At 74.1% G+C, this 21,020-nt stretch carries 22 protein-coding genes; 6 read left to right on the top strand and 16 right to left on the bottom strand.

The genetic code is table 11. From position 1 onward, the window contains the following. Positions 1-81: 81 nt before the first annotated feature. A complete protein-coding gene (locus ACFQ87_RS36540) occupies positions 82-489 on the bottom strand; it encodes a hypothetical protein (RefSeq protein ID WP_380615241.1) in 408 nt (135 codons plus the stop codon). Positions 490-704: 215 nt separating this feature from the next. Further along, a complete protein-coding gene (locus ACFQ87_RS36535) occupies positions 705-1,103 on the bottom strand; it encodes a hypothetical protein (protein WP_380615240.1) in 399 nt (132 codons plus the stop codon). A 261-nt stretch (positions 1,104-1,364) separates the two neighbouring features. Between ACFQ87_RS36535 and ACFQ87_RS36530 the strand changes: the two genes are divergently transcribed. After that, positions 1,365-2,582 (top strand): hypothetical protein, encoded by a 1,218-nt coding sequence (locus ACFQ87_RS36530; protein WP_380615239.1) that lies wholly within the window; start codon positions 1,365-1,367, stop codon positions 2,580-2,582. A 20-nt stretch (positions 2,583-2,602) separates the two neighbouring features. On the opposite strand, the gene ACFQ87_RS36525 is transcribed toward ACFQ87_RS36530, so the two are convergent. From ACFQ87_RS36525 to ACFQ87_RS36490, 8 genes are all read right to left on the bottom strand, one after another. After that, on the bottom strand, positions 2,603-3,208 hold the full coding sequence (locus ACFQ87_RS36525; protein WP_380615238.1) for a TIGR03086 family metal-binding protein: 606 nt from the start codon (positions 3,206-3,208) through the stop codon (positions 2,603-2,605). Positions 3,209-3,330: 122 nt separating this feature from the next. Further along, positions 3,331-4,086 (bottom strand): SDR family oxidoreductase, encoded by a 756-nt coding sequence (locus ACFQ87_RS36520; protein ID WP_380615237.1) that lies wholly within the window; start codon positions 4,084-4,086, stop codon positions 3,331-3,333. Positions 4,087-4,185: 99 nt separating this feature from the next. Then, complete coding sequence (locus ACFQ87_RS36515; RefSeq protein ID WP_380615236.1) at positions 4,186-4,377, bottom strand: hypothetical protein; 192 nt, start codon at positions 4,375-4,377, stop codon at positions 4,186-4,188. A gap of 176 nt (positions 4,378-4,553) precedes the next feature. After that, positions 4,554-5,315, bottom strand: a complete 762-nt coding sequence (locus ACFQ87_RS36510) for a transglycosylase family protein (protein WP_380615235.1) — start codon at positions 5,313-5,315, stop codon at positions 4,554-4,556. Between the two features lie 555 nt (positions 5,316-5,870). Beyond that, complete coding sequence (locus ACFQ87_RS36505) at positions 5,871-6,539, bottom strand: response regulator (RefSeq protein ID WP_380615234.1); 669 nt, start codon at positions 6,537-6,539, stop codon at positions 5,871-5,873. Between the two features lie 104 nt (positions 6,540-6,643). After that, a complete protein-coding gene (locus tag ACFQ87_RS36500) occupies positions 6,644-8,308 on the bottom strand; it encodes a sensor histidine kinase (protein WP_380615233.1) in 1,665 nt (554 codons plus the stop codon). Between the two features lie 36 nt (positions 8,309-8,344). Then, complete coding sequence (locus ACFQ87_RS36495; RefSeq protein WP_380615232.1) at positions 8,345-10,873, bottom strand: SpoIIE family protein phosphatase; 2,529 nt, start codon at positions 10,871-10,873, stop codon at positions 8,345-8,347. A 114-nt stretch (positions 10,874-10,987) separates the two neighbouring features. Then, entirely contained in the window at positions 10,988-11,554 is a 567-nt protein-coding gene (locus tag ACFQ87_RS36490) for a Uma2 family endonuclease (RefSeq protein WP_380615231.1), read from the bottom strand. Positions 11,555-11,628: 74 nt separating this feature from the next. On the opposite strand from ACFQ87_RS36490, the gene ACFQ87_RS36485 reads away from it, so the two are divergent. Continuing rightward, positions 11,629-13,020 (top strand): PQQ-binding-like beta-propeller repeat protein, encoded by a 1,392-nt coding sequence (locus ACFQ87_RS36485; RefSeq protein WP_380615230.1) that lies wholly within the window; start codon positions 11,629-11,631, stop codon positions 13,018-13,020. A gap of 44 nt (positions 13,021-13,064) precedes the next feature. Continuing rightward, positions 13,065-13,700 (top strand): uridine kinase, encoded by a 636-nt coding sequence (locus ACFQ87_RS36480; protein WP_380615229.1) that lies wholly within the window; start codon positions 13,065-13,067, stop codon positions 13,698-13,700. A 46-nt stretch (positions 13,701-13,746) separates the two neighbouring features. Here ACFQ87_RS36480 and ACFQ87_RS36475 read toward each other — a convergent pair whose 3' ends face one another. Continuing rightward, positions 13,747-14,553: a DNA-formamidopyrimidine glycosylase family protein gene (locus tag ACFQ87_RS36475; RefSeq protein ID WP_380615228.1), complete on the bottom strand. Its 807-nt coding sequence runs from the start codon at positions 14,551-14,553 to the stop codon at positions 13,747-13,749. Between the two features lie 67 nt (positions 14,554-14,620). Further along, a complete protein-coding gene (locus tag ACFQ87_RS36470) occupies positions 14,621-15,076 on the bottom strand; it encodes a universal stress protein (RefSeq protein ID WP_380615227.1) in 456 nt (151 codons plus the stop codon). A gap of 148 nt (positions 15,077-15,224) precedes the next feature. Here ACFQ87_RS36470 and ACFQ87_RS36465 point away from each other — a divergent pair, with 148 nt between their 5' ends. Further along, positions 15,225-15,608 (top strand): hypothetical protein, encoded by a 384-nt coding sequence (locus ACFQ87_RS36465; protein ID WP_380615226.1) that lies wholly within the window; start codon positions 15,225-15,227, stop codon positions 15,606-15,608. Position 15,609: 1 nt separating this feature from the next. Here the strand turns inward: ACFQ87_RS36465 and ACFQ87_RS36460 are convergent, their stop codons facing one another. From ACFQ87_RS36460 to ACFQ87_RS36450, 3 genes are all read right to left on the bottom strand, one after another. After that, complete coding sequence (locus tag ACFQ87_RS36460; RefSeq protein ID WP_380615225.1) at positions 15,610-16,572, bottom strand: zinc metalloprotease; 963 nt, start codon at positions 16,570-16,572, stop codon at positions 15,610-15,612. A gap of 137 nt (positions 16,573-16,709) precedes the next feature. Then, a complete protein-coding gene (locus tag ACFQ87_RS36455; RefSeq protein WP_380615224.1) occupies positions 16,710-17,357 on the bottom strand; it encodes an AAA family ATPase in 648 nt (215 codons plus the stop codon). A gap of 160 nt (positions 17,358-17,517) precedes the next feature. Further along, the gene (locus ACFQ87_RS36450) at positions 17,518-18,444 is read right to left on the bottom strand and encodes an LLM class F420-dependent oxidoreductase (RefSeq protein ID WP_380615223.1); all 927 of its coding nucleotides are present in this window, start codon (positions 18,442-18,444) and stop codon (positions 17,518-17,520) included. 142 nt (positions 18,445-18,586) lie between these two features. On the opposite strand from ACFQ87_RS36450, the gene ACFQ87_RS36445 reads away from it, so the two are divergent. Together ACFQ87_RS36445 and ACFQ87_RS36440 are read left to right on the top strand one after the other, a co-directional pair. After that, entirely contained in the window at positions 18,587-18,940 is a 354-nt protein-coding gene (locus ACFQ87_RS36445; RefSeq protein ID WP_380615222.1) for a DUF6401 family natural product biosynthesis protein, read from the top strand. 125 nt (positions 18,941-19,065) lie between these two features. Beyond that, a complete protein-coding gene (locus ACFQ87_RS36440; RefSeq protein WP_380615221.1) occupies positions 19,066-19,845 on the top strand; it encodes an alpha/beta hydrolase in 780 nt (259 codons plus the stop codon). Between the two features lie 2 nt (positions 19,846-19,847). On the opposite strand, the gene ACFQ87_RS36435 is transcribed toward ACFQ87_RS36440, so the two are convergent. After that, positions 19,848-20,834, bottom strand: coding sequence for an ArsR/SmtB family transcription factor (locus ACFQ87_RS36435; RefSeq protein WP_380615220.1), 987 nt, complete (start codon positions 20,832-20,834; stop codon positions 19,848-19,850). Positions 20,835-21,020 lie beyond the last annotated feature (186 nt).

Here is a 21,020-nt window from a genome sequence, read left to right as displayed (position 1 = left end):
CTTCCGGGGGCCCTCCGAACTGGTTGGGTGGCGTCTCCTCCCCCCCCCTCGCCCCCCCCCCCCCCCCGCGTCAGCGCAGGATCAGCACGCCGGGATGGTCGGCACGTGGAAGTTCCAGTTGCCGTCGGTGTAGGCCCCATACACGTAGGCCGTCTGGCCGTGGTAGCCGTAGCTGGCGGAGTACACGGTGGTCACCTGGTACCAGACGTTGCCGCCGTTGTTGATGTCCTCGCCGCGGGTCCAGCACACCATGTCGACCGCGTCCCCGGACGACGCGGTCGACCACAGGTCGCCGGCGACCTTGGCCGACCACGAGTACGGCTGCGAGTACACGCCCACCCCGTGACCGGTCGGGTGGTTGTTGAGGTAGTACCAACCCACGGCGTTCGCGTCGCCTGCCGACAGGCCGACCCCGGCCGCCGCCAGCGCCACCGCAGCCACCGCGGTGCCGCCCCGGCGCCCGATCTTCTTGAGGATGCCCTTGACCATGCCGATTCTCCTGTCCGGTCGAACCGCTTCGATGCCGTTCCGTTGACCTCGACGGCGGAGCCAGCTGACCCGATCACCGCCGGTGTTCGGTACCGCCTGACAGGAACTGACAACAGCTGACAGCACCGGCCGCAAGCCCGAACAGGCCGTCTGACAGCTGACAACACGATGTGCACCCGTCCGGTGGACGGGGGCACTTGCGGTTCAGCGGGACCTCAGCACTCCGGCACGGCGCCTTGGTGCCACACGAAGCCGCCGTCCACGTAGTAGCCGTAGACGTAGCCGACCCCGTGCCAGTCGCCGTAGTAGGCGGAGTGCGCGGCGTCCACCTGGTACCAGACGTTGGCACCGTTGTTGACGTCCCCACCCCTGGTCCAGCAGACCACGTCGACGGAGTCCCCGTAGTGCAGGTCTCCCGTGACCTTCTGCGACATGGTGGTCGGCTGCGCGTAGACGCCCACCCCCTGGCCGATGGGGATCGGGCCGCCGATGGTGACCCACCCGTAGGCGGACGCCTCGCCCGCCGAAAGGCCGACCCCGCCGGCCGCCAGCACCACCGTGGCCACCGCGGTCGCCCCGCGCCGCCCGATCCTGCCGCGCAGGCTCTTGACCATGTCAGTTCTCCCTTCCTGTCGAACCGTTGTACCGCCGTCTGACGTGGACGGCGGTGCCAGCTGACCCGACGGGCCGTGGTGTTCGATACGGGCCGCCGAGATCTGACAACAGTTGGCACTGGCGACGGACCACCCCGAACGCGTCATCCCCCGAGGAAAGTTGCCAGACCTCTGATCGCCACCGTCACGCGCCGCTATGATCTGTACGCAACAAGCAAGCAGCGCCACCAAGGGATCTGACATCTGACAACAGGGGGCGTCATGGCGGAGCACGCACGTGACCCGCGACCCGGGCAAAGGGCACCCTCGCCCACCGCCGCCGAGAGCTTCGCGGGTGAGCTGCGCACCCTCCGGCTGGACGCGGGCCAGCCCTCGTTCCGCACCATGGCCAGGACGGCCGGCTCGATCTCGCACACCACGCTCTACGAGGCCGCCTGCGGCTCGCGACTCCCGTCCTGGGCCACCACCAGGGCCTTCGTCCAGGCCTGCGGCGGCAACGAGGAGGAGTGGCAGCGCCGTTGGAGCGCGGCGGTGAACGGGGAGCCGCCCACCGACCCGGTACTGCCCGTACCTGCGGTGACGTCGAACCCGGAACCGCGGCCGTCCCGTCCCCCGGCCGTGCCGTCGGCACCGCCCGCGCCCTCGTTTCCGTCCGCCGTACCGCACCCGCGCCGCCGACGCATCTGGACCCATGCGCTCAGCCTGCTCGTCGGCCTGGTGCTCGGCGTCCTCGGCACGCTGGGCCTGCTCGCGGTTCGCGCGCCGGCCGCCCAGCCCGACGCGCGGAACTGTCCGTCCGCCGAACCGGACACCCCCGACCCGCAACCGACGCCCGCACCGGACGGCGCGACCCCGAGCACCGGGAGCCGGTCCTGGATCGCCCGGACCGCCTACGACCAACAGGCCGTCTCCGGTACGCGACTCGCGCTCCCCGTGCGCGTCGCGGTCACCCCGGGGGACACCCTGGTCGTCGCGATGATGCTGACCGGCACCTGCCCCGGCCCGGTCAAGGTCACCGACAGTCGCGGCGACCGGTTCCAGGTCCTCGGGGACGTCACCGACTCGCTGCGCCACCGGGTGCTCGTCCTCGCCGCCTTCGGCGCCACCGCGCTGACCACCGCCGACTCGATCCGTGCCGACTACCCGCGCGCCGGCGAGTACCACGTAACCGTGGACGAGTTCCGGGGCGTCACCACCGTCCGGGCCGTCACCCGCGCCTCCGGCGACGCCGGTGGCACCGACTTCACCACCACGGCAACCGCCATCACCTGCGAGCGGGGCGACCTCCTGGTGAGCGCGGTCGGCAGCAACACCGGCACCGCCCCCGAGTTCGGCACCGGCTGGACCACCCTGCCGGTCCTCCAGCTCTCGTCCTACCGCCTCACCACCGCGCACCGGATCGCGGCCGACGCCGAGCACTGCATCGCCGTCGGCCGAACCACCTCCCAGTGGGGCGCCGTCCTGGCCGTCCTACGCTGACCCGGGGTCGCGGCCGGCCGTCACGAAGCGGAGCCCGCCCAAGGGTCGCGGCCGAAGAAGGCGGCGAGCCGGTCGTACGGCGGGGCGTCCGCCGGGGCGGGGACCTCGGGGCCGACGGCGTGGTGGTCGGACTCCTCACCGCGGTACCCGGGTTTGAGCGCGCCGCGGGCCCAGGTGAGGGCGGCGGCCGCGACCTCGTGGTCCAGGCCGTCCGCGGACTGGCTGGTGGCCCTGGCCAAGTCCCAGGCATGGACGGCGAATTCGGCGACCTGCTGGTCCACCGGGAAGCGCGCCGGGAGGGCGCCGACGCCGGGGACCTCCAGCGTCCCGGTGAGGTCCCCGGCCTCGCGCCAGGCCTCGACCAGCCGCTCCGCGCCGGCCTCGAAGGCGTGCAGCCAGTCCTCCTCCACCCGCTCGAACGGCTGCGACCAGTCCGGCTGCCCGCCCTGCGCCCGCACGGTGAACTGCCGTAGGTCGAACAGCAGATGGCTGATCAGGTCGCCGACGTCCCAGGACCGGCAGGGGGTCGAGTGCCCGGCCAGTTCGACGCCGGTGCCGTCGATCAGACCGGCGGTCTGCGCGAGGGCCCGGGCGAGCAGCTCGATCGGGTCGTCCACGACGGTCATGGCACACCTCTCTGTCGGGAAGGGGGGCACGGGTCGTGCCGGGTGATCGTAAGCGCGTGCGCCGACGACCGCCCGGCACGACACCGGCCCCCGGGCCGACCCCGACCGCTTCCGACCGACCGTCAGGCCGCGAACCCGCCGTCCACCGCGAGCTCCGCGCCGCTGACGTACCGGCCCTCGTCGCCGACCAGGTAGGCGACGGCGGCCGCCACCTCCGCCGCCGTGCCGTAGCGGCCGAGCGCGGTGAAGCCGCGCTGGAAGTCGGCGGACTCGCCGCCGGCCGGGTTCATGTCGGTGTCGATCGGGCCCGGGTGGACCAGGTTGACGGTGATCCCGCGCGGACCGAGTTCCCTGGCCAGCGCCTTGGTGAGACCGATCAGCGCGGCCTTGCTGGTCGCGTAGAGAGTGCTGCCGGAGAAGACGACGCGCTGCGCGATGCAGCTGCCGATGCTGACGATCCGTCCCCCGTCCGCCAGGTGGGCGGCCGCCGCCTGCGCGAACAGGTAGGGCGCCCGGACGTTCACGTCCAGCACCCGGTCGATCTCGTCCAGCGTCATCTCCTCGATCGGCCCTCCGGCGCCGACGCCCGCGTTGTTCACCAGGATGTCCAGCCGACCGAACCGCTCGGCGGCCGCCGCCACCGCGGCACGCACCGCCTCCGGGTCGGCGCTGTCCGCCCGGACGGCCCAGCCGGTCCGACCCATCGCGCCGATCTTCGCGACTACCTCCTCGGCCCGGTCGGCCGCGCCCTGGTAGGTCAGCACCACGTCGGCACCGTCCTCGGCCAGCCGCAGCGCGACCGCCGCTCCGATCCCCCGGCTGCCGCCGGTCACCAGGGCGACCTTGCCGTCGAGCGCCGCTGTACCGTTCATCGTCATATCTACAGAACTCCTTGTTCCGGTCTCGGACATGAAGCAATCCTCGACCGAAGCCCTCCCCGATTCCGGCGGTATTCAGACGTTGCGTTCAACGTTCAACTACGACTCCGTGCGCCCCCGGTAGTACGACCCGACCGCCGGCTGCCCGGTCCAGTTCGGCCCGGCCGACGGGTCGAAGCCGAGCTCGCGGGTGTGGCTGTTCACGCCGCCGAGCCCGCGCTCGCGGGTCATGGTGCTGTTGGCCACCACGGAGCCGGCCGCGAGCTCGCTGTCGCTGATGAGTCGAGCCATCATTCGACCCTACCGGCGCGGAAATCCGGCCCGCGAAGTCCGGCGCGGGAACCCACGACGGGGAGCCCGGCGGGGAGCCCGACGCACGGACCCGGCGCGCGGGAGCCGCGAACGCGCCTGAGCGGCCACCCCGCGCAGGGGTGGCCGCTCAGGCGGCGTCAGGACGGGGGAAGGCGTCAGACGGTCAGGGTCTGCCCCGGGAAGATCAGGTCCGGGTTGCCGCCGATGGTGCGGACGTTCTTGCTGTACAGGCTGTCGGTGGCGACGCCGAACTTGGCGGCGATGTCGCTCAGCGTGTCACCGCTGCGAACGGTGTAGCTGCCGCCGGAGGTGTTCTTCTCCACGACCGGCGCGGACTGGGCCGGCTTGGCGGACGGCTGGCCCTTGGCGGCCTTCGGCGCCTGCTTGGCCTTGGGCGCGGCCGGCTGGGCGGCCTTCGGGGCCGCCTTGGGGGCCACGGCGGGCTTCTCGGCCCGCTGGACGGGCTTGGCCGCGGCGGCGCCGCTGTCCGCCGAGGTGTCGACGGCCGCCGGGGCGCCGCCCTTGCTCAGGCCCGCCTTCTGCGAGCAGACGGGCCAGGCACCCGGCCCCTGCGAGGCGAGCACCTTCTCGGCGACGGCGATCTGCTGCGCCTTGGTCGCCTGGTTGGCCTGGGCGGCGTACGCGGTCCCGCCGTACGCGGCCCAGGTGGACGGGGTGAACTGCAGTCCGCCGTGGAAGCCGTTGCCGGTGCTGATGCTCCAGTTGCCGCCGCTCTCGCACTGGGCGACGGCGTCCCAGGCGGAGGAGGGTGCGGCAGAGGCCGAGGTGGCCGTGACGAGGCCGGCCACCGGCAGGGCCGCGACGGCGGCACCCGCGACGACCGCCATCCGAACGCGGTTGCGCTTGGTGCTGACGGTGGTGTCGGTGGCAGCGGCGGTCTCGTGACGGGAAGTCATGAAAGTCCTCTCGACAAGCCCCGGGCGGGCAGGCGGAACCAGGCCCGGGACATGGGCAGGTCGGTCGCGCTTACCTCGCTCGACGGGCGGCCGTGCACGTGTCGGACGTGCCGTGCCGCCCCGGCCACCTCCGCTCGCCGACGGCCTGTTCGAGCCGGCCTGGTCGGCGGGCACCGCCCTCGCGCCGGGGGTCAGTCGGCGGGCAGTGCGTCGGGGTGAACCCGGGTGGCGCTCGTTGCGCCGCCAAGAAAGCTAGGGGGCAGATCCCGGGCACAGCAAGCAATTCTTGGTCATCGCAGGTCAGTTGACTGTTACCGGCGGTATCGATCAAGAAACTGCGCCCGGTTCGACCGGGTTTGACCGCATTTTCGCGATCAAACGATCAACTTCCGTGCCCTCACTCACATCTGTCCGCCCGTGAACTCCGGCACACCATCCACGCAGCGCGACGAGAAACTGACAGACCGTCACGAGTTCATCCGGAGTTCCCGATTCGGAAACCCGATTGAATGGGATCCGCCACAGTCATCACGCAGCGTGTCCACGCCAACGCGTTCAGCTATGCCCGTCGAGCTCCGCGTCCCGCGCCAGCAACGCCGCCTGGACCCGGTTCTCGCAGCCCAGCTTGGCCAGGATCCGGCTGACGTACGTCTTCACCGTCGCCTCGCTCATGTGGATCCGCGCCCCCGCGTCCGCGTTGGACAGACCCTCGCCGAGCAGCGCCAACACCTCCAGCTCGCGCCCGGTGAGCACCTCCAGCCGACGCCGGGCCCGCTCGCTGCGGGCGGCCGCCGAGCCGCTGCGGCCGGAGGCCAGCGAGTCGACGATGTGCCGGGTGGCCGCCGGGGAGAGGAAGGCGTTGCCGCTGGCCGCCGCCCGGACAGCCTGGATCAGCTCGTTCGGGGCGGTGTCCTTGAGCAGGAATCCGGCGCCGCCCGCGGTCACGGCGCGCAGGACGTTCTCGCGCTCCCCGAAGGTGGTGAGGATGATCGCCCGTGCGCCGGGTGCGACCCTCGCCAGCTCCCCGAGCGCCGTCAGCCCGTCCATCACCGGCATCTGGATGTCCAGCAGCACCACGTCCACCCGGTGCGCCCGGGCCAGCTCCAGTGCCTCCCGGCCGTCGGCGGCCTCCGCGACCACCTCGATGTCGTCGGCCGAACCCAGGATCATCCTTATCCCGGCCCGGATGAGCGGCTCGTCGTCGGCGACGAGGACTCGGATCACTGGTGGTCATTCCCCTCGAACGGTGCTGCACCTGCCGCACCATCCTCACATCCCGCCCGGCCCCGGCCCGAACCCGCCCCCGCGGCGCCCGGGCGGCCGACCGCTCAGCCCTTGCTCACGTACTCCTGCTTGTCCACCAGCGCACCGTCCTTGAAGCAGAACCGCGCCACGTGGTCCTCGTCCCAGGCGACCCCGGGCTCCCCGTCGAGGAGGAACCACCGGCAGTGCGAACCCTCCGGGATCGCCGGGCCGGTCCCCTTGTAGTTGTCGGTGAAGAAGCCGTTGCCGGCCGGCAACTCGTGCAGCACCTCCGGCTCCGCGGTACCGACCGTGATCCGGTCGAACACCGGCTTCTGCATCGTCGCGTCCCCGCTGCCCTGGACGAAGGCGACCACACCCCAGATCAGCAGGCCCAGCACGGTCAGCGCGACCGCGCCGACCCCGGCCGCGCAGCCGATCGCCGGGCTGCGCCGCCCGTCGCCCATCCCCTCGGCCGGCGGCAGACCGTCGAGGACCCAGTCCTCCTCGCCGACCAGGGCGGCGGCCCCCTCGCTCTCCGCCCCCTCGTACGGGAGGACGGCCGCCAGGCGGAAGCCCTCCTCGGGTGTCGCCCCGGCGTGCACCATGCCGCCGACCAATCGGGCGCGCTCCCGCAGCCCGGTCAGCCCCTGCCCGCCGCTGACGACCGACCCCGCGCCGGCGCGTGCGCCGACGAGCTCCGGCGCGCGGGGGTTGGTGACCTCGACCACCAGCGCGTCCGGCTCGTACCGGAGCGCGACGGCGATCGGCGCGCCGGGGGCGTGTTTGTGCGCGTTGGTGAGCGCCTCCTGCACGATCCGGTACGCCGCGTTGTCGACCACGGCCGCCAGCGGGCGCCGCTCGCCCTCGGTCGAGTAGGCCACCTCCGTCCCGGCCGCCCGGGAGGACCCCACCAGCTCCGCGATCCCGTCCACCCCGCCGCGGACCGGCGCCGCGCCCTGCGCTCCGACCGTCGGCGGCAGTGCCGTCGACTCGTCGTGCAGCACCCCGACCACCTCGCGCAGTTCGCGCATCGCCGCGACCGCCGCCTGCCGCAGCACGCCGACCGCCTCCCGCTGCCGGTCGGTGAGGGTGCGGTCCACCTCCAGCGCGCCCGAGTGCACGGAGATCAGCGCGAGCTGGTGGCCCAGGCTGTCGTGCATGTCCTGGGCGATCCGGTGCCTCTCGCGCAGCCGCGCCTGGTGCACCACCATCGCCCGCTCGCGCACCAGCTGGTCGTTGCGCTCGCGCAGCGCGTCCAGCAGGGCGCGGCGCTGCGCCCGGTAGCGGCCGTAGAGCGCGGGCAGGACGACGAAGACCAGGAACATGCCGAGCGACAGGCCGATGATCAGCTTGGGCGAGACCAGGGCGCCGTCCTTCAGCGTCCCGGTCACGGTGAACAGCAGATAGCTCAGCACGAAGGAGCCGAGCAGCCGCCCGACCCGGCGGATCCGCGCCCCGGCGGCCCAGCCCGCGCAGACCAGCATCGGCAAGGGCCCGAACGACCAGCCGGTCATCGCCCCGGCCAGCACCAGCACGGTGGCCGGGAACCCCCGACGCAGCACCCACAGCACCGCGACGGCGATCCCGAAGGGGACCGCCAGACCGGCACGGCCGACCGCCTCCAGCAGGCCGGCGACCACACCCATGAACAGGGCCTGCACGGCCTCGCCCACCACCCGCCGCCGGGGCCAGGGCCCGGGCAGCGCCGTCCGTACCGCCCTCGACCAGGCCCGCGCGATCGCTTCCACCCGTCGAGGCTAACCGGGCGGCCACCGCGCCCGCGGTCACCCTTCGTCGCCCTCCGCACCGACGAAAGTCGCCGATCCGCAGGCCGTGAGCAGCAGCGCCACGTCGTCCACCCGCCCGGTCGAGCCGACCTCGCGCAGCAGCCGCTCGGCCAGCTCCTCTATTTCCTCCTCGACCCGGCCGCGGTCCAGCGCGGCGCGCAACCGGTCCACCCCCTGGTCGATCGCCACCGCCGGGTCCTCCACCAGTCCGTCCGTGTAGAGGGCGAGCAGCGAACCGGGCCGCAGCCGCAGCTCGCTGACCGGGTACGCCGCCTCCTCGTCCACGCCCAGCAGCGGCCCGCCGGCGACGTACAGTGCCTCGGCCCGCCCGTCCGGGTGGCGCAGCACCGGCGGCAGGTGCCCGGCGCGGGCGATCCGGACGGTGCCGTCGGCGGGGGTGAGGCGGACCAGGCAGCAGCTGGCGAGCAGCCCGGGGTCGAGGTCCAGCAGCAGCCGGTTGGTGCGGGCGAGCACCTGGTCGGGCGGCTCGCCGCCGCAGGCGAAGGCGCGCACGGCGCTGCGCAGCTGGCCCATCGCGGCAGCGGCGCCGACGCTGTGGCCCTCGACGTCGCCGATCACCAGGGTGAGGTCCGCGCCGGTGACGATCGCGTCGTACCAGTCACCGCCGATCTCCATGCCCTGGGTGCCGGGCAGGTAGCGGGCGGTGATCCGGAGGCCGGGCACCTGCGGGAGGCGGTGCGGCAGCAGGCCCTGCTGCAGGCCGCGAGCCAGGGCGAACTCGGCGTCGTAGAGCCGGGCGCGCTCCAGGGCCTGGGCGATGAAGCCGCTGAGGCCGGTGAGCAGGCCGCGCTCCTCGGCGGTGAACTGGTGTGGGAGGTCGAAGCCGAGGATGCAGCTGCCGACCGGGCGCCCGGAGGCGATCAGCGGCAGGAAGGCCCAGGCGCCCATTTCGTCCAGGGCCAGACCGGGGTAGGCGGTGGCGAGCTCGCGCACCGACTCGAAGAAGATCGGGGTGCCGGTGCTGAGCGTCTCGGCGCCGGGCACGCGGGCGTCGAGCGGGGTGCCCTCGAAGCCGTCCAGGAAGCCGTCCGGGTAGCCGGACTGGGAGACCAGGTGCAGCCGCTGCTCGCGCACCCCGTAGATGGCGAGCTCCTGGCCGCCGAAGGCCGGGAGGATCTCCTCGGCCACCGCCCGGCACACGTCGCGCACGGTGACCGCCTCGGTGAGCGCGCTGGCGAGCTGGAGCAGGTGGTGGGTGCCGCCCACGCCGGTGGTCGTGGGCGGCGGGGCGGCGGGCGGTTCGGCCGCACCCGGTGGGGCCTCGGCGGCGACCACCCGGGCGGTGACGCCGTGGATGTCGGGGTAGAGCGAGAAGGCGAGCCAGCCGTCCGGCGGGCGGGCGGCGAGGAAGGCGGTGGGCTGCTGGGAGATCAGGGCCGCGCGGTAGCGGTTCTCGTAGACGGGGTCGGTGAGCCAGGGCAGCACCTCCCAGGGGTGGTGGCCGACCAGTTCCTCCCGGCTCGCCCGCAGCAGCGGCTCGCTGGCGCGGTTGGCATAGGTGATCAGGCCGTCCGGGTCGAGCGAGAAGACGCCCTCGCGCAGCCGCTCGACGGCGGCCGCGGCGGCGGTGAGGGTCCGGACGTCCAGGACGGCGCCGACCAGGTGGGTCCGGCCGTCGAGGATCGCGCCGGGCACCCGGGCCCACAGCTCCACCGGGTACGGGCGGCCGTCCGGCCCGAGCACCCGAACCCGGGCGGCCAGCACCTCGCCGCACTCCAGGGCGGTGCGGGCGGCGGCCCGGAACTCGGGCACGTCCCCGGGGGCGATCCGGCGGGTCAGACAGCCCACCGTGCCGTCGAACTCGCCGGGCGCGAAGCCGAAGATCTCCCGGAACACCGCGTCGGCGGCGAGCGCGCCGGTGGCCGTGTTCCAGTCGAACAGCCCGACCCTCGTACTGGGCACCGCCGGCGGCGGAAGCTCCACCACGGCGGCGTCCCCGGCCGGCTCGACCGGCTGCCCGGATCGGGCCAACCCGGCCAGCCCGGCGGCGAGTCGGGAGGCGATCACGTCCAGCTGACCGGCCGCCTGCTCCGGCACCCCCTCGTCCGAGGCCGGCCACAGCACACTGAGCACCCCGAACCGCTCCCCGCCGTGCCCCACCGGCACGCAGGCCGAGACGAAGTCGTACGGCAGGCCGACCGCGAGCTGCGGGAAGCGCCGCATGGTGTCCTCGGTGTCGGCCAGCGCGATGGTCCGGCCGGTCCGGAAGCAGACCGCTACCGGCAGCGGCCCGGCGGCGGCGACCCGCCGGAACGAGCTCATGATCGACAGCGGCACCCCCGCGAGGGTGCAGAGCACCAGCGACCGGCGGTCCCGCGAACGCAGGTACGCCATCGCCCCGTACGCCCCGGTGGACCCCAGCACCCTGCGGACGGCCTCCGCCAGCAGCGCGTCCCGCTCGCAGACCGCCTCCGGAGCCGTGTCCAGGACCGGTTCCGGCAGCGTTTCCGGGACCGTCTCGCGGACCGGCTCAGCGGCCGCGCCGGTCGCATGCGGATGGCGCATGCTCCCTTGCTACGTCCGGCCCGGAACCGTGTCAAGGCGAGCCCCGGTGGCGCGGGTACACCGGCACGGACGTCCGTACCGCCGTCGCGACCCATCCGCCGGGAGGGTGAAGATCTACGGCTCGGTGAGGTCGACCTCCACCGGGTACGGCACTGCGGCCTTCACCAGCCCGGTGAACACCTCGCCCGCCCGGTACGACCGGTTCTCGGCGTCCAGCAGGTAGGTGTGGACGACCGGCGTCCGGCCCACCACCTGCTCGACCCGCCAGTAGAAGGGGATGCCCGCCTTGGCGTACTGGTCGAGCTTCACCAGCCGGTCGGTGGTTTCCGAGCCTGGCGAGACCACCTCAACCAGCAACAGCACGTTGCTCGGTCTGGCCGGGGTCTCGTGGACGGCGTCCCTGCGGTAGACCACCACGTCGGGCCGACGGTTGTTGAGCGGCACGTCCTGCAGCCGCACGTCGAAGTCGGTGTCGGCGTTCCACTCCTCACCGCCCGCCTGGTCCAGAGCATTCGCCAGGAACCGCGCGAGCCGGTTGTGGAGAATGGTGGCGCTCGGACTCACAACGACCATCCCGTCGACGATCTCGATGCCCGCGCACTGCTCCTCGGTCCAGGAGTCGTACTCCTCACTGGTGATCTGCCGGTGCATCCACTCGGGTGCGATCATCTCGGCCGTCACGGCGTACCTCCCCGGTCTCCTGCGCGGGCTTGTGCTGTGTGCCACAGCCTAGTACAGCGGCGACGGCACGCCGGATGGTTCGGGGACTGTTCGATATCCTCCCGGCGGGTGGCGGCGCCGAGGCCGCCGGGGGTGGAAGCGAGAGCGGGATGCAGTCGGCGTCGTCCGAGGGGGCCGCCCGGGAGCAGTCGTGGCAGTGGGACGGGGAGGCGGACGGCGCGGCCGAGGCGCCCGGGGACGTGATCGGCGCGGGCGGGGACGGGCCCCGGCTGAGTCGGCGCGGACTGCTGACCGGGGCCGGGCTGCTGGCGGTCGGCGGGGCGGCGTGGGCGTTCGCGGGCTCGGGCTCCGACCGGCCGGTGCCGGAGCCGACGAAGCCGCCGCCGACCGCGCTGTCCGGGCCGACCCCGCTGTGGACGTACCGGGGCGCGCAGGCGATGACCCCCGAGCGGCTCGTCGCCCCGCCGGGCCGCCCGGTGTTCCTGTCCAAGGCCGGGCTCCAGGTGCTCGACCCGGCCGACGGCGGCCCCCGGCGGCTGCTGGTCTTCGACCCGCCGCCGCCCCCGAACTGGCCGAGCGACGTCGACGTGCCCGCCACGAAGGTCGCGGTCGGACGCGAATACCTCTATTCGGCCACCTCCCGGGGCCACCTGGACGCCCACCACCTCACCGACCCCACCGCTGACTGGAGCGTGCCACTGCCCGATGAGCTACCGGGCGGGCTCATGCTCACCTGTATGGACGCCGGCGTCCTCTACGGCTGCGCCTGGGGCTGGCCCGGCGCGGACGGCAAGGTGCCGAGCAGCCGGGTCTTCGCCCTTCAGCTCGGATCACGCACCCTGCTCTGGTCCGTCGCCGGAGACCACCAGGAGCAGCCGGTCACCCCCGCCACCAGTGGCACTGCCCACCTGCTGGCCTGCACCCGCTCCGTGGGCGACCGCGCCGAGCTGGTGGTCCGGGACGCCGCCACCGGCCGCGAGCTGTGGACCGCCCCCGGCGCCGAAGGCCTGCGCTGGTGCGCCGCCGGCGAGGAGGGCTTCCTCGTCCCGGACGGCAACGGCGGCGTGCACATGCTGGGCCCCGGCGGCGAGCCGCGCTGGACCCACTCCCCGGCCCGGGACGAGTCCTGGCGGGCCTTGCCGCCCGTCCCGGACGGCGTCCGGGTGCTCGTCCCGCGCGACAACGGCCTCGTCACCTGCCACGACGCGGGCACCGGCGCGGTGCTCTGGTCCTACCGACTGCCGTTCCTGCTGGACCGACGCACCCGTCCGCTGGTCGCCGGCGGCACGCTGTACGTCCCGGGCCCGGCGGCGGGTGGGGTCAGCGCGATCGACACCGCGACCGGCGTGCCGGCATGGACCTTCAACGACTCCGGCCCGGGCCGGGACGTCTGGACCGTCACCGCCGACGGAAACCACCTCTACGCCGGCCACGACGACATCCTGCACGCCCTCCCGCTGTCCTAGCCAGGGCCTGTCCTGCGGACGGGACGACGCGGCAGGATGGCCTGATGCAGGTACGCCCGATCTCCCCCGACAAGCTGGCCGAACTGCTCGCCGACCGCATCACCGCGCTGCCCGGCGCCGGCGAGCGCTGGCTGCGGGTCGCCGTGGACGGCGCCGGGCCCGCCCGGCCCGAGGTGCTGGCCGACGCCCTGGTCGAGCCGTTGCGGCTGCGCGGCCGCCCCGCGCTGCGCGTGTCCGCGGCGGACTTCCTGCGCCCGGCCTCGATCCGGCTGGAGTACGGCCACCACGACGCGGACGCCTTCCACGACCTCTGGCTGGACGACGGCGCCCTGCTGCGCGAGGTGCTGGACCCGCTGGAGCCGGGCGGCAGCGGCCGGGTGCTGCCCTCGCTGCGCGACCCGGTCACCGACCGCTCCACCCGCGCCCCGTACACCCGGCTCCCGCCCGGGGGCGTGCTGGTGCTGGACGGCGCCTTGCTGCTCGGCCGCTGGCTGCCGCTGGAGCTGACCGTCCATCTGGCGCTCACCCCGGCCGCGCTGGCCCGCCGCACCCCGGCCGACCAGCAGTGGACGCTGCCCGCCTTCGCCCGCTACGAGGCGGAGACCGGCCCCGCCGACTCCGCCGACGTCACCGTGCGGGTGGACGACCCGCGCCACCCCGCCCTGGTCGAGCGGCAGTAGGGCCCGACCGGCGGATCCCGCCGCGGACCGGGCAGGGGTCCGCCGGTCAGGCCCTGCCCGCCGGGGCCGGGCCGCGCTGGCAGTAGGGGCACCAGAACACCATCCGGTCCCGTGGGGGTTCGCCCTGACGTCCCGACCGGACGGGCGTGACGCAGCGCGGGCAGGGCCGTCCGGCCCGGCCGTACACCCAGTGCTGGTAGCCCGGCCGGGTGTCGCCGGTGGTGATGTGGCCGGGGCGCAGCTTGTTGGCCTCCAGCATCTGCCGGGCACGTTCCACCAGCCGGTCGGGGTGCGGGAGTTCGCCGATCGCGGTCCACGGCGTCAGGCCGGCCGTGAAGCACAGCTCGTTGGCGTAGACGTTGCCGATCCCGGCCAGGTTGCGCTGGTCGAGCAGGGCCTCGACGAGCGGGCGGCCGGGGTGGGCGAGGAGTCGGCGGACGGCCTCGACCGGATCCCAGTCGGGGCCGAGCAGGTCGGGGCCGAGGTGGCCGACGGCCCGCCGCTCGTCGGTGGTGCGCAGCAGCTCGACGACGGGCAGCCGGTAGCCGACGGCGGTGCCCCGCTCGGTGTCGAGGACGGCGCGGATCTGCCGGGCCGGGCCGCCGGTCCAGCGCTCGCCGGGGCGGTAGACCTCCCAGCGGCCGTCCATCCGCAGGTGGGTGTGCAGGGTGAGCCCGCCTTCGAGGCGGGTGAGCAGGTGTTTGCCGCGCGGGCGGACCTCCAGCACCCGGCGGCCGGCGAGGACGGCGGTGGCGTGCGCGGGCACCCGCAGCTCGGCGCTGGTCAGCAGCTGCCCGGCGAGGGCCTCGTGCAGCCGGGCCGCCACGCGGTAGATGGAGTCACCTTCTGGCATGACTCCATTCTGGGCCGTGTGGCGGCCCGGCGCGGTGCCACCCCTGGCTGCCGGCCGGCCCTGGGCGCTACTCGGACTCGGCGGCGACCTGGCCCTCGCGGACCACGACCACCGGGCAGGGCGCGTGCTCGGTGACGTGGCGGCTGACCGAGCCGAGCAGTACGCCGGAGAAGCCGCCGCGGCCGCGGCTGCCGACGACCAGCAGCGCGGCGCCCTTGGCGGCCTGGAGCAGGGCCCCGGCCGCGTTGCCGGGCATCACGCTCTCGCTGATCCGCACGCCCGGGTCGTCGCCGACCACCTTGGCGACGCTCTCGGAGAGGGTCTTGCCGGCGAGCTCCTCCGGGTTGTAGACCTCGGCCGGCACTCTCGTCCCGCCCCAGCCGTAGAAGGCCGGGTACTCCCAGGCGGAGATCGCGTCGATGGTCCCGCCGACGGCATTGGCGTAGTCGACCGCCCAGCGCAGCGCCTGCTCCGAGGCGGGCGAGCCGTCCACACCGACGACGATCCGGGGGTTGGCAGTCATGCCGTGTCTCCTTCGGTTGCTCCTACTCGGCACCAACCCGCCAAACATAGATCAAATCGGACAAATGGTCGGTAGTTGCCGCGCCGTATGCGGCATTCCGCATTCAAATTCGGGTGCGACGGCCCGGCGCGCCTGGAACCATCACCGGATGCCGAGCAAGCCGCGCCGCCGTACCGGTGGCTTCGCCGAGGTCCTCGCCACCCTGCCACCGAAGGGGGCGCACGGGAGCGGGAGTCGCGAGCACCCGGTCTCGGCGGGCGGCTTCCTGGACGCCGACGGTTGCTACTGGCGCCTGGCCCGGGGCCCGGTGGAGCGCCGGCTGGCCAAGCGGCTGGCGGTCGGCGCCGACGAGATGACGCTGGGCGCCTGGGACGGCTGGCACGAGGACTTCCCGGACGCCCTGGTCCCGGTGCTGCTGGCACCCGAGGAGCGCCCGGCCGCCTGGCGGAAGGCCTCGGTCGAGGACCACCGGGCGTACGAGTTCCGTGCCACCGGCGGCCGGACGCTGCTCTACCTCGACGTCTCCTGCTGACTCACCTGCGGTAGGCGGCCCAGGAGTTCGCCATCCGTTTGGCCTGGCCCGGGGTGAACTGGCTCATGCAGGAGTCGTAGCTGTAGTCCATGAAGTTGTGGATCGGGTCGAGCGCGGAGCCCGGGCAGCTGTGGCGGCCCTCGGGGCAGCCGTAGCCGGGCGTGCGCTCGGGCGGGGTGTCGTCCACGTAGTCGCCCGGGGGCAGGCAGCCGCCCTGGAAGGTGTGGAAGAGGCCGAGCCAGTGGCCGATCTCGTGGGTGGCGGTGTTGCCCTCGTTGTAGTGGGCGATGGGGCCGCCGGGCAGGGAGTCGTCGAGGACGACCACGCCGTCGTCGGTGGGGTTCGAGCGGTAGACGTTCGGGAAGGTCGACCAGCCGAGCAGGGACTGCCCGAGGTGGGCGGTGTAGAGGTTGAGGGTGCCCTGGTCGCCCTTGCGCAGGGCGGTCTTCATCGCCTGCTCGGTGGGGGTGCCCGGGGTCATGCCGTTGTACCAGGCGGCGTTGTCGGTCCAGTCGGTGCCGGCCAGCTCGAAATGGAACTGGGTGGGGGTGTTGCCCGCGCCCTGGCCGCCGTAGGTGGCGTTGAGGTGGTCGATCTGGGCGGCGACGACGCGCTGGTCCAGCCGCCCGGCGTCCCCGGCGTGGATCACGTGGACGTACACCGGGACGGTGGTCGGGACGGCGGCGAGCGGGACGTGGGCGGAGCCGAGCTTGGCGAGCCGGTCGTCCAGGTCCGCCTGCATCGCCCGGGCCTCGGCGGCGCCGACGGCGTTCGGGTCCTTCCCCGCCCGGCTGCCGACCGGCTTGCGGGCGGCGGCGTCGGTGCCGTCGCAGGCCGCCGCGGCGGCCACCGCGTGGTGCGGGGCCGGGGCCGCGAGCTGGCTCAGTCCGGCGGCGGCGACCAGCGCGGCGGCGCAGGGGAACAGGCGGGGGGCACGCGAGCGCGCCCGGGCAGTACGGCGCATCAGCGCTCCTGACGGGAAAGGAAGGTGACCGGGTGTCGCCCGCGCCACGCGCCCGCCCGTCGACGACCGGCCGCTGACCACCGGGCGCAGCCCCCGACGAAAGCCCGCCGGCGGTGCCCGGCGCGGACTCGCCGAGACTACGACGCTGTGAAGTCGATCTCCCGCAGGGCGCGCGCGGCGGCCCGGTCGAGTACCACGGCCGACGCACAGCCCGTGGGCGGCCGCCCGGCCCCGAGCAGCAGTCGGCGCAGCCGGTCGGCGGCGGCCCGGTGCCGGGCGAAGGCGTAGCGGGAGACGCCGCGTCCGCGCCGCCGCTGGCCGGCCCGGGCCTCGGCCGGGTCGGCGTCGAGCAGCAGCAGGTGCACCCGGCGGCCCTGCCGGGCGGTGGCACGGGTGAGCCAGGCCCGGACGAAGGGGAGCGTGCCGCAGTCGTGCACGGCGAGCGGCCCGCCGTCCAGGACGGCGCGGCGCAGCCGCCGGTAGTGGGCGAGCCGGGCGAGCGGGCGGTAGAGCGCGTACGGGAGGCTACCGGGCAGCCGGGCCGCGTACTCCTCGCGGACCTGCTGGGAGTCGACCAGCGGGGCGCGGACGCTGCGGCGCATCAGGGTGCTCTTGCCGCTGCCGGGCAGTCCGGTGACCACCAGCAGGTCGCCGGCGGGGTAGTGCAGGGCGGCCGGGCCGGGGCCGCGCAGTTCGTGCAGGCCGGCTCGGATCGCCCGGCCGTCGGCGGTGCGGGGCGGCGGCACCGTGGGCACCGCCGCCCGCGCTGTTCGCGTTCCGGCCACCGGCCCTCCCCCCACCGTTTCCTGGTTCCTCCCCAGGAGCATGGCGCATTCCCAAGAACGAGTAAAGACCCGTGGTCAGGGCGGGTACGGAGGGCCGGTGCGGGCAGCCGGGCCTGCCTGTGGGTCTTGTCGGACCCGGCGAAGACCCGTAGGACAGGCCCTAGCCCAGCTGCGGGGCGACCCGGGAGGCGATCAGCTCCAGGTGGTCCAGGTCGGCCAGGTCGAGCACCTGGAGGTAGACCCGCTCGCTGCCGACCGCCGCGTACCGGCCGATCTTCTCCGCGACCTCCTCCGGGGTACCGGCCAGGCCGTTGGCCTTCAGCTCGTCGACCTCGCGGCCGATCGCGGCGGCCCGGCGGGCCACCTCCGCGTCGTCCCGGCCGACGCAGACGACCAGGGCGTTGGAGTAGACCAGCTCGTCGGCCGGGCGCCCGGCCCGCTCGGCGGCCTCGCGGACCCGGCCGAACTGGGCGGCGGTGTCCTCCACCGAGGCGAACGGCAGGTTGAACTCGTCGGCGAAGCGCGCGGCCAGCGCCGGGGTGCGCTTCGGGCCGTAACCGCCGACCAACACCGGGATGCGCTCCTGGGCGGGCTTGGGCAGCGCGGGCGAGTCGGTGAGGGTGTAGTACTCGCCGGAGAAGTCGAAGGTGTCGCCGGGCTTGGTCCTCCACAGCCCGGTGATGATCTCGAGCTGCTCCTCCAGCCGCCCGAACTTCTCCTTGGGGAAGGGGATGCCGTAGGCGGTGTGCTCGGCCTCGTACCAGCCGGCGCCGAGGCCGAACTCGACCCGGCCACCGCTCATCGCGTCCACCTGGGCGACCTGGATCGCGGTGACGCCCGGCAGCCGGAACGTGGCGGCGGTCATCAGGGTGCCGAGGCGGATGGTGCTGGTCTCGCGGGCGAGGCCGGCCAGGGTGATCCAGGCGTCGGTGGGGCCGGGCAGGCCGTCGGCGTCGCCCATCTTCAGGTAGTGGTCGGAGCGGAAGAAGGCGCTGAAGACGCCGAGGTCCTCGGCGGTGCGGGCGACCTTCAGGAGGGTGTCGTAGCTCGCGCCCTGCTGGGGCTCGGTGAAGATGCGGAGATCCATGCGGGCCATTCTGGTACAGACCACCCGGCCGTGAGCGCACGGAACCGGCCATGCCACGGAACGTTCCGAAGGTGGCCAAGGTCTCAGCACGGAACCGTCACGGGTCGGCTTGCCCACTCGCCGGTTCGCCTACCTTGGACGGATGTTCGCGACCCCCGACGAATCGTTCCGGCCCTCCTCCGACGGGCCGGCCGGCTGCCCGCTTCCCGGCATCGTGGCCTCCTTCACGCCCCGGCTGGCCGAGTTCGCCTTCGAGCCCGGCTTCGTCGCGGCGGTCGACCAGCACGCGGCGATGGTGCGGGAGCTGCTGTACGCGCAGGGGCCGGAGCTGGCGCCCCGGCCCCTGGACCGTGAGGAACTGGCGGACTACGCGCTCGGCTTCCTGGACGCGCTGGCCGAGATCGGCTGGCGGGAGCCGGTGGGCTACGACTTCGCCGTCGCCAGGCTGACCGCGATCTGCTGGCTGGTGCGCCAGCAGGGCCTGCTGGCGGGCTGAGCTCCGCTACCGGTTCTGAGCACGCCCGGTTGTCCGGGATGGTTCCGTCGGGTGAACGGTCCGGCCGTCCGCACGCGTACAGTGGCGGTCCGGAGGGACGGGTCATGTGGCGGGACGGTGCGCAGGTGATCGGAAGCGGTACGGACAGCGGTACGGACGACCGTGCGGCCGCACACCGGGTGCTGCGATGGCAGGTGCGGCCTTCCGGGGCCCGGGCCGCCGTCCTCGTCCTGCACGGTGGCGAGGAGCACAACCTCGCCCGACCGGGCCACCTCAACCTGCCGCTGCTGCGGATGCGCGGCTTCCTTCGCTCGCTGGGCCGGGACACCGCGGGCGCCGGGATCGCCGTCGGCACCGTCCGTTACCGCCACCGCGGCTGGAACGGCGAACGCGCCGACGCCGCCCGGGACGCCCTGGCCGCCCTCGACGAGGCGGCCGCGCTGCTCGGCCCGGTGCCGACCGTCCTGATCGGCCACTCCATGGGAGGCCGCGCCGCCCTGCGGGCCGGCGGCCATCCCTGCGTCACCGGCCTGGTCGCCCTCGCCCCCTGGTGCCCCGCCGAGGACCCCTGCGACCACCTGGCAGGCCGCGACGTCCTGCTGCTGCACGGCGACCGCGACACCGTCACCCCGCCCGCCGACACCCACGCCTTCGCCGCCCGCAGCCGCGCCGCCGGCGCCCGCGTCTGCGGCTACACCGTCACCGGCAGCGGCCACGCGATGCTCCAGCGCATCCCCGACTGGCACCGCGCCACCACACGTCTGACCACCGCGCTGCTGGGCCTGCGCCCCCTCCCGGCCGAGACCGCCTCGGCGCTGGCGCTGCCGACCACCTCACGGGAGGCGCTGACGCTGCCGCTGCCCCGGCAGCCCCGGGTCGCGCCGAACCTGCCGGCGAACGTCTGAGGCTAGGGAGCGGCCGGGGGCGCGGGAAGCCGGCCGGCCAGGAGGGCGTGGCCGAGCGGAGTGGGCCGGTGGGTGACGGTGCGGCCGTCGCGCTCCTTGGCGGTGAGGCCGGATTCGGCGAGGACGGTGGCGTGTTCGCTCGCGGAGGCGGTGGAGATGCCGAGCAGGGCGGCCAAGTCCTTGGTGGAGCACGGGCCGTGGTCGGCGATCGTCTCCAGGGCGGCGGCCCGGGTCTGGCCGAGCAGGGCGGTGAGGGTGCGGCTGGGGGTGGGTTCGGCTTCGGCGAGCAAGGGGCCGTTGATCCTGGCTGGGTAGAGGAGGACGGGCTGCTGCCCCGGGTCCTCGAAGCGGGCGATGACGGGGCGGCGGACGCCGAACACGCAGGGCTGGAGCAGCAGTCCGCGACCGTCCAGCCGCAGGTCGTGCCGGCAGTCGCCGACCAGCGGGAGGGTGAGTACCGGGCTGTGCCAGGAGATCGCCGGGTGCAGCGAGCGCAGCACCCGGTCCGGCTCGGTGATCCTGCGGCGGAGGCCGTGCTCGGTGGTGACGATGGTCTCGATCTGCCGCCGGTAGGGGTCGATCGCCCGGGTCTGGTACTCGGCGGTGACGTTGCCGAGCAGCTTCCTGGCCCGTAGGTCCCCCGCCGCCACACCCCGGGCGAAGGCGCTCAACTGCCGTTCCCCGCCGACCGATCGCAGGTGCTCGCGGAGCGGCTCCTCGGGCGCCTCGGCAGTGGCGCTCTCGGTCGCGCCGGGGTCGCGGCGGACGGTGAGGAACTCCGGGATCGCAGAGCGGGTGTAGAGGTCGAAGAGCAGCGCGGTGCGCGGGTTCCAGGAGGCCCGCAGCCGGTCCCGCCAGGGCTTGAAGCGCGGATCGCGGTGCCCGCTGACCAGGGCGTGCACGCTCAGTGACAGCTCCATCGACATGTCCGGACGCGCGGCCACCCGGAGGCGTTCCAGGTCGTCCCTACCGAAGAAGATTCGCAGCACGGTCCCGATCGTCGTCCCGGAACCGCCGGGGCCGCAAGACAGTTCGGCGAGGACCGAATCCTTTGCGGAAGGTTCGGGGCCCGGCCAGGCTCGTAGGGGGCGCCCGGGTGACGGACCGGACGTCCGCCGGGCAGCGGGGACGGGGAGGGCGGGGGAGGGCGCAATACACCTCCCCCAACGTGGTTC

Source organism: Kitasatospora sp. NPDC056531 (genome assembly GCF_042794375.1).
GTDB lineage: Bacteria > Actinomycetota > Actinomycetes > Streptomycetales > Streptomycetaceae > Kitasatospora.
Note: the sequence above shows the minus strand (reverse complement) of the source record. Positions and strands in the feature narration are given on the sequence as shown.